This window comes from Dickeya sp. Secpp 1600, assembly GCF_003049805.1.
Classification (GTDB): domain Bacteria; phylum Pseudomonadota; class Gammaproteobacteria; order Enterobacterales; family Enterobacteriaceae; genus Dickeya; species Dickeya fangzhongdai.
The window spans coordinates 156,846-174,627 of the sequence record NZ_CP023484.1; the positions used below are offsets into that span (position 1 = coordinate 156,846).

A 17,782-nucleotide genomic window follows, 5' to 3' on the forward strand; every position below is an offset into this window, starting at 1 on the left:
TCAGGCGGAGAAATTTTGTTCGCCGCAGCACCATTTAAGCCAGCGCCTGTGATATCTGTCAAGCCGCAGACAGAAAAAATATATTTTATTTTATTTTAAAATCAGACACTTGGGGGATTAATGGTCACCAGAAGACGTTTTCTTGCCGGTTGCGCTACCGTGCCTTTCCTGTCCTGGCTCAATCTGAACACCGCGTTTGCCGATACGCCGCCGTCCATGCTGGTGATGGCGATGCAGCTCGATAACATGACCAGTCTCGACCCGCAGGAAGGGTTTGAGGCGGTAGGGACCGAAATCATCGGCAACCTGTACCAGCGTCTGGTGATGCCAAACCCGGCCAACCCGCAAGAGGTGATTGGCGATCTGGCCGTCAGTTGGGAGGTTGGCAACGACAGCAAAACCTTCACCTTCCACCTCAATCCGAAAGCCAAATTCGCCGACGGTTCGCCGGTTACCGCCGACGATGCCGCCTTCTCGTTGCAGCGCGCGGTCAAGTTGGACAAGAGCCCGGCGTTCATCATCAACCAGTTCGGTTTTACCAAAGACAACGTGGAGCAGCACATCACCGCGCCGGATGAAAAAACGCTGGTGATAAGCCTGGATAAGCCGGCAGCGGAAACCTTCCTGCTGTACTGCCTGTCCGCGCCGGTGGGCAGCATCGTGCAGAAAAAGGCGGCGCTGGCTAATCAGCAGAACAACGATCTGGGCAACCAGTGGCTGAAACAGAACAGCGCCGGCTCCGGCCCGTTCTCGCTGGTGAGCTGGAAAGCCAGCGAAAGCATCATCCTGCAGAAGAACGATCACTTCCCGACTGACAACGCCTTTAAGCGCGTCCTGCTCAAGCACATCGTCGACCCGTCCGCCCAGTTGCTGATGCTGCAGAAAGGGGACGTGGATATCGCCCGCAACCTGACCACCGAGCAGATTCGCCCGCTGGTGAACGACAGTAACTACCATCTGGTGCGTCAGAGCATCGCCAGCGTGATGCTGCTGTCCTGTAACACCGCCAACGAATTCCTGAAAAAACCGCAGGTGTGGCAGGCCATCAAGTGGGCGCTGGACTACGACAGCATCCAGAAAAACATTCTGCCGCTGACGCACAAGGTGCATCAGAGCTTCCTGCCGGGCGGTTTTCCGGCGGCGCTGGACGACACCCCGTTCCATCTGGATGTCGCCAAAGCCAAAGCGTTGCTGAAAGACGCCGGTTATCCGGACGGCTTTGAGATTACGATGGATCACTACTCCGCCCAGCCGCACCCGGATATTGCGCAGGCGATCCAGACCCAGCTTGGCGCTATCGGCATCAAGGTGAAGCTGATTGCGGCGGAAAACCGTCAGGTACTCACTAAAATGCGCGCCCGCCAGCAGCAACTGGCGCTGACGGTGTGGGGAGCGGACTATTTCGACCCGAACTCCAACGCCGAAGCCTTCTGCGTCAATACCGACAACAGCGACGGCGCCCGCAATCGCACGCTGGCCTGGCGTTGCGGCTGGTCGGATGAAAAGTTCAACCAGTTGACCGAACAGGCGCTGCATGAGCAGGACCCGGCCAAACGCATCGCGCTGTACGAAACCCTGCAACGCAACCACCGCGAACTGAGCCCGTTCACGCTGATGATGCAGGATGAGAAAACGCTGGCCTGCCGTAAGAACCTCAGCGGCGTCACCATGACGGTATTGAGCAAAGTGCCTTACCAGCAGGTGAAGAAAGCCTGATGCAGATACTGATCCGTTTTTGCAGTACGCTCGGCAGCCTGTTGCTGACCCTGCTGGGGTTATCGGTGCTGACCTTCTTCATCGGTCGTATCATGCCGACCGACCCGGTGCTCGCCGCCGTCGGGGACAATGCGCCCCAGGCGGTGGTGGAGCGGGTACGTCAGGAAATGGGGCTGGATCAGCCCCTGTGGATGCAGTACGGCCACTACCTGAACCAACTGCTGCACGGCGATCTGGGTCGCTCGGTGCTGACCTCTAATCCGGTGACCACCGATATCGCCCGCTACTTCCCCGCCACGCTGGAACTGGCGACCGCCGCGATCATCGTCGCGGCGTTGGTCGGCATTCCGCTCGGGGTGTGGGCGGCGGTGCGACAAGGACGCTGGGTGGATCAAACCATCCGCGTCGTCTGTCTGGCCGGGCATTCGCTGCCGGTGTTTGTGCTGGCGCTGCTGAGCCTGCTGATTTTCTACGCGGTGCTGGGCATTGCGCCGGGGCCGGGGCGGCAGGACATCATCTTTCAGGACATGGTGCCGCACGTCACCGGGCTGCTGACGGTGGACTCGCTGCTGGCGGGCGACTATGACGCGTTGTGCGATGCGCTGGCGCACATGGTGCAGCCGGTGCTGATTCTGGCGTATTTCAGTATGGCCTACATCACCCGCATGACCCGTACTTTCATGCTCAATGCGCTCGGCGGCGAGTTCGTGATCACCGCCCGCGCCAAAGGGCTGTCGTCCCGTCGGGTCGTCTGGCGGCATGCTTTCCCCACGGTGGCGGTGCAACTGGTGACGGTGCTGGCGCTGACCTACGCCGGGCTGCTGGAAGGCGCGGTGGTGACGGAAAACGTATTCTCCTGGCCGGGACTGGGCCAGTACCTCACTACCGCGCTGCTCAATGCGGACATGAACCCGGTGGTGGGCGCCACATTGCTGGTGGGCGCGACCTACGTGCTGCTGAACCTGCTGGCTGACATTCTCTATCGACTTTTGGATCCCCGCGTAACATGAGTTTTCTTGTCTCACGAGCCTGGTTGCTCGACGAAACGCCCAGCACACGCCGTCAGGCGGTGTGGGGGCAGCGTTACCGCCTGTGGCTGGGGTTTCGCACCAATCCGATGGCGATGCTGGGGTTGATCATCATCGCCGCAGTCATGCTGTTGTCGCTGGCCGCGCCCTGGCTGACGCCGTACGACCCCGGTTTTCAGAACTTGTCCAACCGGCTGGCGGCGCCGTCCGCTGCGCATTGGCTGGGTACTGATGAACTGGGGCGCGATGTATTCAGCCGTATTTTATATGGCGGTCGCACCACGCTGGGCATGGTGATTGCGGTGGTGGCGCTGACCGCGCCGATCGGTCTGCTGGTCGGCTGTATCGCCGGTTACGCCGGTGGGTTGCTTGATAAAATCCTGATGCGGCTGACCGATATCTTTCTGGCGTTTCCGCGGCTGGTGCTGGCGCTGGCGTTTGTGGCGGCGCTGAAACCGGGGGTGGAAAGCGCCATTCTGGCGATTGCGCTCACCGCCTGGCCGCCGTATGCGCGGCTGGCGCGGGCGGAGACGCTGCAGTTTCGCCACACCGATTTTATCGCCGCCTGCCGCCTGACCGGCGCCGCGCCGCTGCGTATTATTCTGCGCCACATCATGCCGCTGTGCGTGCCGAGCCTGATTGTGCGGGTGACGCTGGACATGAGCTCCATCATCATCACCGCCGCCAGCCTGGGTTTCCTCGGCATGGGCGCGCAGCCGCCGTCGCCGGAATGGGGCACCATGATCGCCACCGCGCGCCGTTTCCTGTTCAACGCCTGGTGGGTGCCGCTGGTGCCCTGTATCGCCATTTTCCTCACCTCGCTGGCCTTCAACTTTCTCGGCGACGGCCTGCGCGATCTGCTGGACCCGAAGGAGCGCTAAATGCTGGTGGAAATTGAGAACCTCCGTATCGCGTTCGCCAATCGGACGGAAACTTTTGAGGCGGTGCGCGGCGTCAGCTTCAGCGTCGGCAAGGAGAAGTTCGCCATCGTCGGCGAAAGCGGCTCCGGCAAGTCGCTGACCGCCCGTAGCCTGATGCAGTTGCTGCCGGGCAGCGCCCGCATTCAGGCCGACAAACTGAGTTTTGACGGCATCGACCTGCGCGGCGCCAGCGAGAAAACGTTACGCCAGATTCGCGGCAAGCGGGTCGGCTTTATCCTGCAAGACCCGAAGTACTCGCTGAATCCGGTGATGACCATCGGCCAGCAGGTGGCGGAAGCCTGGCGTGAGCACAAAGGCGGCAGCCGCCGCGCGGCGATGGACGCCGCCATTGACCTGCTGAATCAAGTGCGCATTCGCGATCCGCAGCGGGTGGCGACGTGTTACCCGCACGAAGTGTCGGGCGGCATGGGGCAGAGGGTGATGATCGCCATGATGCTGGCGCCCGACCCGGAACTGCTGATCGCCGATGAACCGACCTCGGCGCTTGACGCCACGGTGCAGGCGGAGATCCTGTGTCTGATCGACGATCTGGTATCGCAGCGCGGCATGGGATTGATCCTGATCAGTCACGACCTGCCGCTGGTGTCGCATTTCTGCGATCGGGTGGCGGTGATGTACGCCGGGCGGATCGTCGAGATGCTGCAGGCCAGCGAACTGTTGCAGGCGCAGCATCCGTATACCCAAGGGCTGCTGGCCTGCCTGCCGTCGCTGAAACATCCGCGCGATCGACTGCCGGTGTTGCAGCGTGACCCGGCCTGGAGAACTGCATGATGGGTGTAACGAATGATTAAAGTAGAAAACCTGCGCATCGCCTTCGGCGGCGTCGAGGTAGTGAAAGGGGTGTCCTTCGCGCTGGAAAGCGGCGACAGCTTCGGTATGGTCGGCGAAAGCGGCTCCGGCAAGTCCACCATTTTGCGCGCGCTGGCCGGGTTAAATACCCAGTGGCGCGGGCGCATCGAGTTTGGCGGCATGGCGCAGTCGGCACGGCGGGATCGCAGCTTTTTCCGTCAGGTGCAGATGGTGTTTCAGGATCCGTACGGATCGTTGCATCCGCGCCAGACCATCGATCGCATTTTGCATGAGCCGCTGCTGGTGCACCGCTTCGATCGCGCCGAGCAGCGTATTACCCGGGCGCTGGAAGAGGTGGGCCTGCCCGCCGCGGCGCGCTTTCGCTTTCCCCACCAGCTCTCCGGCGGCCAGCGACAGCGGGTGGCGATTGCCCGCGCGCTGATCGCCGAGCCGGAAGTGCTGCTGCTGGATGAACCGACCTCGGCGCTGGATGTGTCGGTGCAGGCGGAAATCCTCAATCTGCTGACAGACCTGCGTCAGGAGCGTAGGCTCACCTACATCATGGTCAGCCATAATCTGGCGGTGGTGTCCCATCTGTGTCAGCGCGTCGGCGTGATGCAGCATGGCGAGATGGTGGAACAGCTCAGCGTGGAGCATTTGCGCTCGCGCAACCTGCATCATCCGCACACGGCGGAGCTGTATGATTTAAGCATGACGCTGGAGGAACCGGCATGAGATTACACTGGCAGCGTGCCGTCGATGAGGCGCGCGCAATCACCCAGTCCTGGAATCAGCCCGGCCAGCCGGGCGGCGCCATCACGCTGTTCGACAGCGAGCAGATTCGCGCCGCCTGCTGCGGCGGGCTGGCGGATCTGGCGCAGCAAACGCCGTTCACCACCCAGAGCGTGGTACGTTTCGCCTCGGTCACCAAGCATCTGTTCGCCTCGCTGGTGACAGGGGCCGCCAGCTCGCAGCTTGCGCTGACCGACCCGCTCAGCCGGCATCTGCCGCAACTGACCGGCGAGAACGGCAAGGTGACGGTCGGGCAGGCGCTGGACATGACCTCCGGCCTGCCGGATGTGCGTGAAAGCCTGTCGCTGCTGGGGTTGTCGGTGTACAACGCCACCTCGGCCGACAGTCTGCTGGCGTTTCTGGCGGACAATGGCTGTCTGAATTACCCGGCAGGCAGCGAGATCTCCTATACCAACACCGGCTACCGGCTGGTGGAGGAAGCGCTGAAAGCCAAAGGCATCTATTTCGCCGACCTGCTGCGCCAGCACATTAACCAGCCGCTGGGGATTGCGCTCAGCGCGCCGGAAACCTGGTTTGATATCGTGCCCGGACTGGTGCCGGGCTACTGGCCATCGCCGCAGGGCTGGCAGTTGTCCTGCGCCGGGCTGCACCTGTCCACGTCCGGTTGCGTTGCCGGCAGCGTGCGCGATCTGACGGTCTGGCTGCAGTCGTTGCTGATGAATCAGGGGCCGGGCGAAGGCGTGCTGGCGCGCCTGTCTCAGCCGCGTTGCCTGAGCGACGGCCGCGTCACCGGTTACGGGCTGGGCGTGGCGCACAGCCGCATCGGCGATGCGTTGCTGGTGGGGCATGGCGGCTCTCACGCGGGTTATAAGAGTTACTTCCTGCTTGACCCGGTATTGCAGGTCGGGGTGGCGCTGGTCGCCAACCGGGAAGATGTCGCCACCTACGACAGCGTGCTGCGGGTGATGTCCGCCTTGCTGGACCAGCCGCTGCCGGCGCGCGGGCATGACCTGACGCCGGGGCTGTACGCGGCGGAGCAGGGCGGCCACTGGCTGGAGGTGAAAGGGCCGGGCGCCTGCTGGCTGGGCGCGATCGAAACGCTGTATCGCAGTGAGACGCCGGGTGTGACGGTGTCGCTGTCCAGCCATCTGCCGATGAAACTGCGGCAGCACGGCATGGCGATCGAAGGGGAAATCGGTCACGCTCCGTGCCGTTTTCTGCCGGTGGAGGCCGACAACAGCGTGGCGCAACTGCAAGGCCGCTGGTACTGGCCGGACACGCGCAGCGAACTGGTGATTGACGGCGATAGTATCGTGATGGGACTCGGCCCGGCGGCGATCGCCGGCTCTCTGCAATCGCTCGGCAACGGCCGCGCGCTCGCCACGGTACAGGACGGCCCGTGGGAAAAACGCTTCTCGCTGCTGGTACAAGACGGCTATCTGACTTTATTGCTTAATCGCAGCCGGGTGGTGCGGTATCAGCGCGGGTGACGCGGTTTTTTGATTACTATTTAGCCGTGATCTGGTCTTTTTGCTTCGACCAGCCCTAATCAGCAAAGACGATGATTAACCTATGCCCAATGGCGGAGGGGGAGAGCTCTCCCCTCCGCCATGATGATGATCACTTCATCAAAAACGATATCAGCTGATTGCAAAAGCCGCGTTCAAATCTGTTTCAGGCCGATTTACCCGGCTGTCGCTTTCCCTTTTCTGCAACCCGAACTAGTTAAAGTATCGGTTCTGAGTAATTTTTTTTCCGAGCATATTTCCCGGCACCTCAATAAATCGATATGTTCCCGCAGAAATTAAGGTGACAACGATGGTCACAGCTACTAACAATAATCGCCGCCAACAATAAATATTGATTCTCATTACATATATTAGCCTCGAAAAAATGAGAGGCGAACGATCGGCAGTTTCTAACTTGATAATCAAACGACTGATTGCCTGCTTTTAATTAGCATATTCAGGCTATTCAAAAAGAATGGGTCAAATAACGGCAGGCAATCCGCTTGTTGAAGCGGCAGCCATGCTGTGGCCTTCCATAGGGTGGAAGGGCCGACAGCATGGATGTTGGGGTTTACGTTGGTGTGAAGGCGTTATTGCATCAATCGTTTCTGCTGGTTGATATTCCCCGCAGACCGCGCGCGTTAGCAGGCGTACCCGGTGACTGGAGTATGAAGGCATCCGATGGACCGACTTCAATCTCACAGATCTCAAGGCCGAGCTGACGACCATCGTTTGACGTGTCCATGGTAATTGTTTCGGCGCAGTCAATCGTCAGCCGCAGAATGTCGTTAGCTTGGTTTAGTTCTTGCTGCGGTATAAGCGCATCAAAAACCACAACGAACGTACTTTCTGACCACAGATGCAGGGGCGCGGCATAGTCATCGACCTTCAATGTAAGTTCGTCGACCTGGCGTGTAGACAGTATGTTCGTGACCCTAAATCGCACCAGAATATCCCGGTCCTTGCGGAATGGAATATCGATTGTCGCAGCCGGCGTCGGGCCAATCCAGCGGCTGAATTTGCGGTCATTCTGCTCACGGCAATGCCACCCTGTGCCATTCAATGGTTGCGACATGTCCACCACAGTCCAGCCAGCCGGGCGAATCAAGGCTTTGCGGTAGTTATCCTCAACGGCGCTCGCAAAATCCACGCCATAGGTCGCCTGGAAACGCGCCATTTGCTCGTCGTAAAGTTCGCGGGCAATAGCAACGATTTCCTGATCAATATCAATCATCCGATTGGCAGCTGCTATCGCCACTTCGCTTAAGTTCGGCTTTTGCTGGTCACTGGCGTGTATATTGAGCGGCTGCGGCCGATCGAGAGGGAGCGCCAGCCATAATTGCAGCGCGGAGAGCGAGCGCCCAAAGTCCTCTTTGAAGCCAATAAAGGAAAGCGAGCGCAGCGTTTTCTCTGCCCGCTGCCGGACGAACGCCCGAAAATCCTTACTATCGAGAGAACCCGCTCGCCAGACTTCCCGGTACTCATGGGGCGCGCATGCCAGATGGCGACTGATTCGGTTCCAGTTAAGGTATTGGCACTGTGGATGGTTGGAGGAAAAGAATAATGCCGGATTATTGCGGGCCAAATCACGGATCAGTTCACCATCAGGGAAAGCCGCTGCTTCTTCGTCAGTCCAACGATGCACCATCCACCAGTTAGATACCAGCCTGTCCAGCGGGTCTCGTAAAAAGCACAGCGTTGCCGCATTCGATATGTGATCCGGCCAAATCCTGCCGCCGAACGGATCATGAATAAAACGCGCGCGCGCCAACCGGTTCGGGTCCAGCTCAATGTCACAGGCGTTTATCCAATCGGTGTGTTCTTCTAAATAAATACACTCATCGGACGGAAAAAAGTTTTGCAAATACTTGAGTAACGATGTGCCTGCACACTTATCAATATGATGAAAAACAATACGAGGCATGCCCTATCCTTACTTCCCGTAATTAACGTTATATAAAATAAATTTTATGATAATTATTTGTATCATTATAGTGATAACATGTTACTTATTGTGGCTTTAACCACTGGTGGCGAGCTGGATATCCGCGATCATCCATTGCCCAGTTGGTTATCGTTATTACAAAACGTGAGTGGCTGATGACTGAAATAAAACTGAGGTACTGACGGATAAAAATGGCGAGTCTGGTACAAGGTCCAGATTCGCCACTTTGGCAGATATCCGCCAGTGAATAAATGGTGTGGGATATAGCCTGACTAACATGCCGACACGGCGGGGATTGTTGTTACCGATAAATCCCCACTACCGCGTCTTCGCCGACGTAACCGTAACCGCGGTACATGCCTTCGCTGTTGAACGGCAGCGCGATGTTGCCCTGATGGTCGACGGCGATCAGCCCGCCGCTGCCGCCCAGCGCCAGCACTTTTTCCATAACGACTTTGTCGGCGGCCTGCGACAGCGGCAGGTTGCCGTATTCCATCAACGCCGAGACGTCGTACGCGGCGACGGTGCGCATGAATACTTCGCCAGTGCCGGTGCAGGAGACGGCGACGGTGCGGTTGTTGGCGTAACAGCCTGCGCCGACGATCGGCGAGTCGCCGACACGCCCGGCGCGTTTGTTGGTCATGCCGCCGGTGGAGGTCGCCGCCGCCAGGTTACCGGCTGCGTCCAGCGCTACCGCGCCAACGGTGCCGAATTTGCGATCCGGATCGAGCGGATCGGCGCCCTGCGCCTGACGTTCGCCGTCGTGATCCAGCAGGATCTTGCCGTCGCCCGCCTGCGCTTTCAGCAACTGCTGATAACGTTCGTCGGTGGAGAAAAAGCTCGGTTCGACCATTTCCAGCCCCTGCTCGCGGGCAAAGGCTTCGGCGCCGTCGGCGGTGAACATCACATGCGGACTGCGCTCCAGCACCGCGCGGGCCGCCAGAATCGGGTTGCGGATATGGTTAACACCGGCGATGGCGCCTGCTTCCAGCGAACGGCCGTCCATGATGCTGGCGTCCAGTTCGTGGGTGCCGAGGTGGGTAAACACCGCCCCTTTACCCGCATTGAACAGCGGGCACTCTTCCAGCATACGCACCGCTTCGGTGACCGCATCCAACGCGCTGCCGTTGGCGGCCAGAATTTCCTGCCCACGGTTCACAATCGCCTGCAACGCGGCGCGATAGCGCTGTTCTTTCTCGCTGTCCATCGCCGTGCGGCTTAACGCGCCTGCGCCGCCATGAATCACAATGACCGGTTTCATCGTCTCTCCGTTATTCACAAGACTGAGGCGGTTAACAAACCGCCATGTTGTTTTATTACAGGCGAAGCCATGTCAGAACCGTGGAGCGTTTCGTGCGTAATGACCTCGGGTTCCTTTGCGGAATCATCGTACGCCCGACAAGGAGAGGCTCAAACGCCGCCTCTCCTTGACCACTGGCTGGTGGCTAAACTGTGCCGCTGGCGCGATACCTTCGGCGTTCGCCTTCGCTATTCGGGCCGCCCGTGACGCGTTCCAGACGCGGCACGGGCTTTCGCAGCTTCCTTGCTGCTCACCCGACGAAGTCGCTCGCCTCAGCACAGTTTTGACGCCGGAAAAACCCACATTCCTATACTTAGAGGTTTGTCAGCAGTCTGAATATTGCTTAGTTTTGCGTGGTCGCCAGATAGGAAAATGCTCCCAGCAGGCTGACGATCGGCGCGATGGTCGGGGATTGATAGCCGACGGTGATCGCGTCTTTGCGGACGACGCCTGGAATCAGGCAGAACAGGTCCGCCAGCACCGGTTTGGCGACCATCAGCTCCAGTGCATACGGCGGCTGCAGGCGGGTGGTTGTCTCTTTATGCGCCTTTTGCACCGCTTGGGTCGCCGCCAGCCGGATGGCGTTGCGCGCCGCTTCCGGACTCAGCGACTCCGCTGCGGTCTGGGAAATGGCGCGCTTGACGCAGGCGTAGTCCGCCGCCGGGTAGTAACGATTGATCCATGTTTGCAGCGTATCGTCGCCGCTCACCAGCCACAGCGGGGTGTTCAGTTCCGCGCCGGCGGCGGCGTAGATATCGCTTTCGCCCATCACTTCGCCGTTGATGCGCACCCGATAAAACGCCCGGCCGTTGATGGTGTGCGCCAGCACGCCGTGTTCTCCGGCGGCGCTGTGGTAGCCGATGAACATCAGGCCATCGAACTGTTGCTGTTGTAAGCCTTCCACCATCGACAAACCGCGCGGTTTGCCCTGCACCAGCCGGGCGCGCGGGTCGATATTCTCGGCGCGTAGGTTGGTCATGGCGGCGTGGCTGTCGGCGACGACCACTTCGCTGGCGCCGCCGGCGAAGGCGCCTTCAATGGCGGCGTTCACCTCCTGCTCCATCAGCCCGCGGGCTAACTGGTATTCCGGTGTGCCGGGGCTGCACTGTTCCGGGCGCATCACGCCCGCGATGCCTTCGATATCCGCAGAAATAAATACTTTCATGTCAGCGTCCTTAGCGCCTGTTTCATCAGGCGGTTATGCGGGGAAATCCTGTGCCAGACGGTCCAGCACCTGCGTCAGGGCCGGGCGATGGTGGCCGCGAAAACCGGTGACGGCCTCTGCCTGCAGCAGGGCATCCAGCACCGCGTGTTCGGTGGCGTCGGCCGCCGCATTGAGCAGCGCTTCCAGCTGTGCGTCTTCCGGCGGTTGGGGCGTCGGCTGGGTGGAAAAGGCCACCGCGATATCGCCGGAGCCGTGCCCCCAGTAGCTGCCGAGCCGCCCAAGACCGGCGCCGGCGCGACGGGCGATGCGGGTCAACTGACGGGCATCCAGCGCGGCGTCGGTGGCCATAATAATGATGATGGAACCGGCGTCGCGCTGGGGCGCCAGTTCCGGCAGCAGCGGCGCGATCGCCTCGCCGACCTGTACGCCGTCCAGCGTCAGGGCGGAGAGGGTGCCGAAATTGGCCAGCACCAGCACACCGAGGGTGGCGTTCAGTTCCGGAATCAGCCGGGAGGCGGTGCCGATGCCGCCTTTGAGCGCAAAGCAGCTCATGCCGCGCCCGGCGCCGACGCTGCCGCGGGCGAAATCGGCCGTGGCGTTATCCAGCGCCGCGCGCGCCATCTCTTCGCTGACCGCCAGCGCCTGAATATCGTTGAGCCAGCCGTCGTTGCACTCCAGCGCCAGCGGGTTAACGGTCGGCAGGTTACGGCCCAGTTCCGGGTTGCGGCCAATGGCGTCGCGCACCAGCGTGGTAAACAGCGTGCCGACAGACAGGGTGTTGCTGAGCAGGATAGGTGTCTGCAATCGTCCCAGCTCTTCAATCTGCACCAGCCCCACCGGTTTGGCGAAGCCGTTGAGCACCGCGGCGCCGCAGGGCAACGGTTGTGTAAACAGGTTATCGCCGGGCGGCACGATGGCGGTGATGCCGGTCTGAATCTCGCCCTGCGCCAGCGTATGGTGGCCGACCCGTACGCCGGGCACGTCGCTCAGGCGATTGTGCGGGCCGAGCGGCGTACGCGGCGTGCCGAGCTGTCGTTCCGAGCGCCAGCGTTGCAGCAGCGGCGTCAGTCGTGCCTGTTGGTAACATGTCATGGTGTGTTTGCTCAGCTTTTCAGTTTCGGGTCCAGCGTATCGCGCAGCGCGTCGCCCAGCAGGTTGAACGCCAGCACGGTGCAGAAGATAGCCAGACCGGGGAACACGCTGACGTGCCATTGTCCCGCCATCATCATGCTGCGGCTCATCGCCAGAATGTTGCCCCACTCGGGCACGTCCGGCTCTGGCCCCAGGCCGATGAAACTCAGACCGGCCGCGGTCAGGATACTGGTGCCGATGCGCATGGTGAAATAAACAATCACGTTCGACAGCGTGCCGGGCAGAATATGACGCAGCAGAATCACCCGGTCCGGCGCGCCGGCGCAGCGTACCGCTTCGACATAGGCGGCCTGTTTGAGCGACAGCGTGGAGGCGCGCACGATACGGGCGAACACCGGCACGCTGAACACCGCCACCGCGATAATCACGTTATTGAGGCCGGGGCCGAGGATCGCCACCACTGCGATCGCCAGCAGCATGCCGGGAAAGGCGAACAGTACGTCGCAACCGCGCATGATCAGCATGTCGATGCTGCGGCCATAATAGCCCGCCAGCAAACCGAGGGCGATGCCCGCCAGCATGCCGAGCGTAACCGAGACGATGCCGATGTAGAGCGAGATGCGCGCGCCGTAAATAATGCGGCTCATTACGTCGCGGCCCAGATCGTCGGTGCCCATCCAGTGGCTGGTGGTCGGCGCCTCACCGAGCGCCATCCAGTCCGGATCCATCGGATTCCAGGGCGCCAGCCAGGGGGCGAACACCGCCACCAGCACCAGCAGCAGGACAAAACCGCCGGAAGCCAGCGCCATCGGGTTGCGGATGAACGCATGCAGAAAATCACGCCACGGTGAACGAATCGCGCTGTCGTTCAGGGCGGATGAGGTCGCCACGGTCGGCTCTTGAGAAGTGTTCATCGCAGCTCCTAACGCAGACGAATGGCCGGGTTCACCACCGCGTACAGCAGGTCGACCAGCAGATTAATCAGAATAAATTCAAACACGAACAGCATCACCAGCGCCTGAATCACCGGCTGATCCTGCGTCTTGATGGATTCGATCAGCAGCCAGCCGAGCCCCGGCCAGTTGAACACGCTTTCCACCACGATGGAGCCGCCCAGCAGAAAACCGAACTGCAACCCGAGCATGGTGATAACCGGAATCAGCGCGTTGCGCATCACGTGTTTCCAGACGATCAGCCGCTGGCGCAGCCCTTTGGCGCGGGCGGTGCGTACATAATCTTCCTGCATCACTTCCAGGAAGGCGGAACGGGTAAAACGCGCCATCACGGCGGCCACCGAGGCGCCCAGCGTCAGCGCGGGCAGGATGATGTCGGCCGGTTTGTTGTAGCCGCTGACCGAGAACACGCCGAACGGCATGGCGACGAACTGGATCAGCAGCAGGCCGAGCCAGAACGGCGGCATCGAAATACCACCCACCGCCAGACTCATCAGCGACCAGTCCTGCCATTTGCCGCGTTTAAGCGCGGCAAACACGCCGATCAGCAGTCCGAGGATCACCGACCAGGCGAAACCGGCCAACGCCAGCCACAGCGTCGGCATAAAACTTTTCTGGATGACCGTCAGCACCGGCTGTTGGGTGCGGTAGGTGATGCCGAGATCGCCGTGCACCAGCCCATCCAGCCAGTTGAGGTACTGCTGCGGCAGCGGATCGTTCAACCCCAGACGCTCACGGGCGGCTTCCACCGCCTCGATGGGGGCGTCGGGACCGGCGTAGATCCGCGCCGGGTCACCCGGTAACAGCTTGATAAAACCGAACACCAACAGGGAGATCACCAGCAAGACCGGGATCATTTCCAGCAAACGTCGGACGATATAAGCAAACATGGCGATCCCCTGTGCGATTACTTGAACTCAGCCTGATCGAAGATCAGCGAACCGTCAGCCAGCATGTAAACGCCGGACAGATTTTTCACTTTGCCCACCAGGTTGTCCGGCACGCCCAGGAACACCACCGGCGCGTCTTTCCAGATCAGCTTCTGAGCATCGGCGTAAGCGGCGGCGCGTTTGTCGTTATCCGGAGTCGCCAGACCGGCCATGATGGCTTTGTCCACGTCCGGGTTGCTGTAGTAAGAGACGTTGTAGGCTTTCGGCACCCAGGACTCGGTAGCGAACAGCGGACGCAGCGCCCAGTCGGCATCGCCGGTGGACGGCGACCAGCCGCCGTAGTACAGGTCAAACTCGGCCTGTTTCGGGTCTTTCACGCCCCACAGTTTTTCGTTGCGCGCGCCGGAGTCCATCGGGGTGACGGTCGCCTTGATGCCGACTTGTTCCAGCTGCTGTTTGAAGAACTGGGCGCTACGCACCGCGGCGGTGGTGTTGGTGGTCCACAGTTTCAGCTCCAGCCCTTTTTCGTAGCCGGCTTCCTTCAGCAGTTCTTTGGCCTTGGCCGGGCTGTAGGTGTAGTTCGGTTCGCTCTGGCTGGTGAAGAACTGTACGCGCGGCGCCATGGCGGAGGCGGCGGGCAAGCCCATGCCGGCAAAGCCGACTTTCAGCCAGATGGTACGGTTGATGGCGTAGTTCAGCGCCTGACGCACACGCACGTCGTTCAGCGGCGCGTGCTGGGTGTTGATCGCCATGTAGTACAGATAGATGCTGGGGTCACGCTGGATAGCCAGCTTGGCGTCGCCTTCCACCGTGCTTACCAGGTCGGACGGCAGCGGGTAGATGGCGTCGGACTGACCGGATTTCAGCGCCGCGACGCGGGTGGCGTCTTCCGGCGACGGGTAGAAGGTCACGCTGTCGACTTTCGGCCAGCCTTTCTGCCAGTAGTTGTCGTATTTCACCAGCTTGACGTCTTTACCCTGCTGCCATTCGGAGAACTTGAACGGGCCGGTGCCGACCGGATGCACGCGCAGCTGGGTTTCGTCCGGATACTGTTTCAGCGCCGCCGGGCTGTGCATCACCGCCGACGGGTGGGCCAGCGTGTTGACGAAGGCGCCGAAGGATTTGTTCAGCTCGATTTTCACCTGCGTCGGCGACAGTACCGTCACGTTTTTGATCATGTTGAACAGGCTGTTGCGCTTGAGCCCTTTGGTCTGGTCGGCCAGACGGTCGAGGTTGGCTTTCACCGCATCGGCGTTGAACGGCGTGCCGTCCTGGAAGGTGACGCCTTCGCGCAGGGTGATGGTGAATTCGGTGGCGTCGGCGTTGCCGGTGTAACCGGTGGCCAGCCGCGGTACCAGTTTCATTTGGTTGTCGAACTGGAACAGACGCTCGAAGATCCCGCTCTGGATGGAGTAGCTCAGGGTGTCCGAGGTATCGTGCGGGTCCAGCCCGGTAATATCGGCATACATGGAAATGCGCAGATCCTGTGCCTGAGCCGCAGCGGCCAGACACAATGACAGCCCAAGAGCGACAGCGGAACGGCGTGAAGTTACTGTGGATAGTAACGGTTTCATGGTGTCTCCTGTAAATGGTGTGTGTTGCTGGTTGTGATTGCTGCTTTTATTAACTTTTTGTTTTTTATGATGTAATCAACCGTTCGTGTATGACGGTTTGTTATCGCTCACGGTGGCGTGAGGTGTCCCTGGTGTTGGACGGCACTACGATTTACAACTAACTACGGTTTATAACTAACTACGGTTTATAACTAACTACGGTTTATAACTAACTACGGTTTATAACTAACTACGATTTACTACTGGCGGACGGTCCGAGCCCGGCTTCGCTCACCCAATGGTGCGGGGCGACTTCGCGGTAACGGGCTTTTTCCACCACCTCGTTCGCCTTGCGCAGCGGCGAGGGAATTTCGCTGTCGTCCAGCTCGCGCGCATAGCGGCGGCCGGGGTCGGCGATCGGCACCGAAGCCAGCAGGCGTCGGGTATACGGATGCTGCGGATTGTTGAATACCGACTGGCGTGGGCCGATTTCCACGATCTGACCGAGGTACATCACCGCCACGCGGTTGGCGATGCGTTCCACCACCGCCATGTCGTGGGAGATGAAAATCCACGACACGCCGGTTTTCTGCTGTAAATCCATCATCAGGTTGACCACCTGCGCCTGAATCGACACGTCCAGCGCCGACACCGCCTCGTCGGCGATGATCACCTGCGGTTGCAGCGCCATAGCGCGGGCGATGGCGATACGCTGGCGCTGGCCGCCGGAAAATTCGTGCGGATAGCGCTGGGCGTGTTCCGGTTGCAGGCCGACGCTTTTCAGCAGCGCCTGCACCTGCGGCGTGGCGTCTTCCAGCGATTTCACCAGCCCGTGCAGCAGCAGCGGCTCGGCGATGGTGAAACCGACGGTCAGACGCGGGTTGAGCGAGGCATACGGGTCCTGAAACACCATCTGCATTTTGCGGCGCAGCGGCTGGAAGTCGCGGTCGCGCAGGCTGGCGATTTCCTGCCCGTCGAACAGCAGGCTGTCGGTCTGGCTTTCCACCAGACGCAGCAAGGCCCGCCCGGTGGTGGATTTGCCGCAGCCGGATTCGCCGACGATCGCCAGCGTTTCACCCGGCCAGACGGCGAAATCGATCTGCTCCACCGCATGTACCCGGTGGGTGACGGAGGAGAGAATGCCGCTGCGTATCGGGTAATAGACTTTCAGACCGCGGATATCGAGCAGCGGCGGCGCGTCATAACGCGCGGTGGTATGGTCCTGTTCGGGCGCGGCGCTTTGCTGCCCCAGCAGCGGGAAACGGCGGGGCCAGGCGCTGTCGCGCATGTCGCCCAGCCGCGGCACCGCCGCCAGCAGCGCTTTGGTGTAGTCGTGCTGCGGGCGGTTGAAAATGGCGTCCACCGTTCCCTGTTCCACTACCTCGCCGCGGTACATCACCACCACGCGGTCGGCGATTTCCGCCACTACGCCCATGTCGTGGGTGATGAACAACACCGACATGTTGCTCTGGCGTTGCAGGTCGCGCAGGATTTGCAGGATGCGCGCCTGCACCGTGACATCCAGCGCGGTGGTGGGTTCGTCGGCGATCAGCAACTGCGGGTCGCAGGCCAGCGCCTGAGCGATCATCACCCGCTGACGCATGCCGCCGGACAGTGAGTGCGGGTAGCTGTCCATTACCCGGTCGATGTCGGCGATGCGCACCTTGCGCAGCAGCTCGCGCGCTTTGTTGTCGGCGCTGGCGGCGTCGCACATCTGGTGATCCAGCAACGCCTCGGTGAGCTGGTCGCCCACTTTCAGCACCGGGTTGAGCGAGGTCATCGGCTCCTGAAAGATCATCGCCATATCGCGGCCGCGCAGCCGACGGCGGGCGTCGTCCTTCATGTTCAGCAGGTCATGGCGGCGACCGGCGCTATCGATAAAGCGGATACCGCCGCGTTCAATGCGGGCGGAAGCGGCCAGCAGCCCCATTACCGTCAGAGAGGTGACCGACTTGCCGGAGCCACTCTCGCCGACCACGGCCACCACTTCCCCTTTGTTGAGGCTGAAAGAGACGCCCTTGAGCGCCAGATGGGTGCCGGAGCGGCCGCTGAAGCTAACGCTCAGGTCATCGATCTCCAGCACCGGTTGCGGCGCCGGGTCGGACGCGATCGCAGCAGGGATTGCGGTTGAGGTGGTATCCGTCATCGT

At 60.8% G+C, this 17,782-nt stretch carries 14 protein-coding genes; 6 read left to right on the forward strand and 8 right to left on the reverse strand.

Going from position 1 to position 17,782, the window contains the following annotated elements:
* Nucleotides 1–120 precede the first annotated feature (120 nt).
* The 6 genes from CPA59_RS00670 to CPA59_RS00695 are packed head-to-tail and all read left to right on the forward strand — an operon-like array spanning nucleotide 121 to nucleotide 6,717.
* Nucleotides 121–1,716 carry an ABC transporter substrate-binding protein gene (locus CPA59_RS00670; RefSeq protein WP_049855311.1) on the forward strand — a complete coding sequence of 532 codons (1,596 nt, stop codon included), beginning with the start codon at nucleotides 121–123 and terminating at the stop codon, nucleotides 1,714–1,716.
* Entirely contained in the window at nucleotides 1,716–2,726 is a 1,011-nt protein-coding gene (locus CPA59_RS00675; protein WP_107758512.1) for an ABC transporter permease, read from the forward strand. Before CPA59_RS00670 ends, CPA59_RS00675 begins: the two co-directional genes overlap by 1 nt.
* Nucleotides 2,723–3,625 (forward strand): ABC transporter permease, encoded by a 903-nt coding sequence (locus tag CPA59_RS00680; RefSeq protein ID WP_038663569.1) that lies wholly within the window; start codon nucleotides 2,723–2,725, stop codon nucleotides 3,623–3,625. Before CPA59_RS00675 ends, CPA59_RS00680 begins: the two co-directional genes overlap by 4 nt.
* Nucleotides 3,626–4,456: an ABC transporter ATP-binding protein gene (locus CPA59_RS00685; protein WP_049855312.1), complete on the forward strand. Its 831-nt coding sequence runs from the start codon at nucleotides 3,626–3,628 to the stop codon at nucleotides 4,454–4,456. It begins immediately after the preceding gene.
* Nucleotides 4,457–4,468: 12 nt separating this feature from the next.
* Complete coding sequence (locus CPA59_RS00690) at nucleotides 4,469–5,209, forward strand: ABC transporter ATP-binding protein (protein ID WP_038920581.1); 741 nt, start codon at nucleotides 4,469–4,471, stop codon at nucleotides 5,207–5,209.
* Entirely contained in the window at nucleotides 5,206–6,717 is a 1,512-nt protein-coding gene (locus tag CPA59_RS00695; protein ID WP_107758513.1) for a serine hydrolase, read from the forward strand. The genes CPA59_RS00690 and CPA59_RS00695 overlap by 4 nt, the downstream gene beginning before the upstream one ends.
* 616 nt (nucleotides 6,718–7,333) lie before the next feature.
* On the opposite strand, the gene CPA59_RS00700 is transcribed toward CPA59_RS00695, so the two are convergent.
* From CPA59_RS00700 to CPA59_RS00735, 8 genes are all read right to left on the reverse strand, one after another.
* Nucleotides 7,334–8,659, reverse strand: a complete 1,326-nt coding sequence (locus CPA59_RS00700) for a sulfotransferase family 2 domain-containing protein (RefSeq protein ID WP_107758514.1) — start codon at nucleotides 8,657–8,659, stop codon at nucleotides 7,334–7,336.
* 322 nt (nucleotides 8,660–8,981) lie between these two features.
* Nucleotides 8,982–9,941, reverse strand: coding sequence for an isoaspartyl peptidase/L-asparaginase family protein (locus CPA59_RS00705; RefSeq protein WP_107758515.1), 960 nt, complete (start codon nucleotides 9,939–9,941; stop codon nucleotides 8,982–8,984).
* A gap of 382 nt (nucleotides 9,942–10,323) precedes the next feature.
* Complete coding sequence (locus CPA59_RS00710) at nucleotides 10,324–11,145, reverse strand: M55 family metallopeptidase (protein WP_038920577.1); 822 nt, start codon at nucleotides 11,143–11,145, stop codon at nucleotides 10,324–10,326.
* A 33-nt stretch (nucleotides 11,146–11,178) separates the two neighbouring features.
* Complete coding sequence (locus tag CPA59_RS00715) at nucleotides 11,179–12,237, reverse strand: P1 family peptidase (protein WP_038920576.1); 1,059 nt, start codon at nucleotides 12,235–12,237, stop codon at nucleotides 11,179–11,181.
* Between the two features lie 11 nt (nucleotides 12,238–12,248).
* Nucleotides 12,249–13,151, reverse strand: a complete 903-nt coding sequence (locus tag CPA59_RS00720) for an ABC transporter permease subunit (RefSeq protein WP_038920575.1) — start codon at nucleotides 13,149–13,151, stop codon at nucleotides 12,249–12,251.
* 8 nt (nucleotides 13,152–13,159) lie between these two features.
* Nucleotides 13,160–14,080, reverse strand: coding sequence for an ABC transporter permease (locus CPA59_RS00725; protein WP_038920574.1), 921 nt, complete (start codon nucleotides 14,078–14,080; stop codon nucleotides 13,160–13,162).
* Between the two features lie 17 nt (nucleotides 14,081–14,097).
* Complete coding sequence (locus CPA59_RS00730) at nucleotides 14,098–15,654, reverse strand: glutathione ABC transporter substrate-binding protein (RefSeq protein ID WP_049855317.1); 1,557 nt, start codon at nucleotides 15,652–15,654, stop codon at nucleotides 14,098–14,100.
* Between the two features lie 229 nt (nucleotides 15,655–15,883).
* Nucleotides 15,884–17,779, reverse strand: coding sequence for an ABC transporter ATP-binding protein (locus CPA59_RS00735; RefSeq protein ID WP_100848676.1), 1,896 nt, complete (start codon nucleotides 17,777–17,779; stop codon nucleotides 15,884–15,886).
* Between the last annotated feature and the right edge of the window lie 3 nt (nucleotides 17,780–17,782).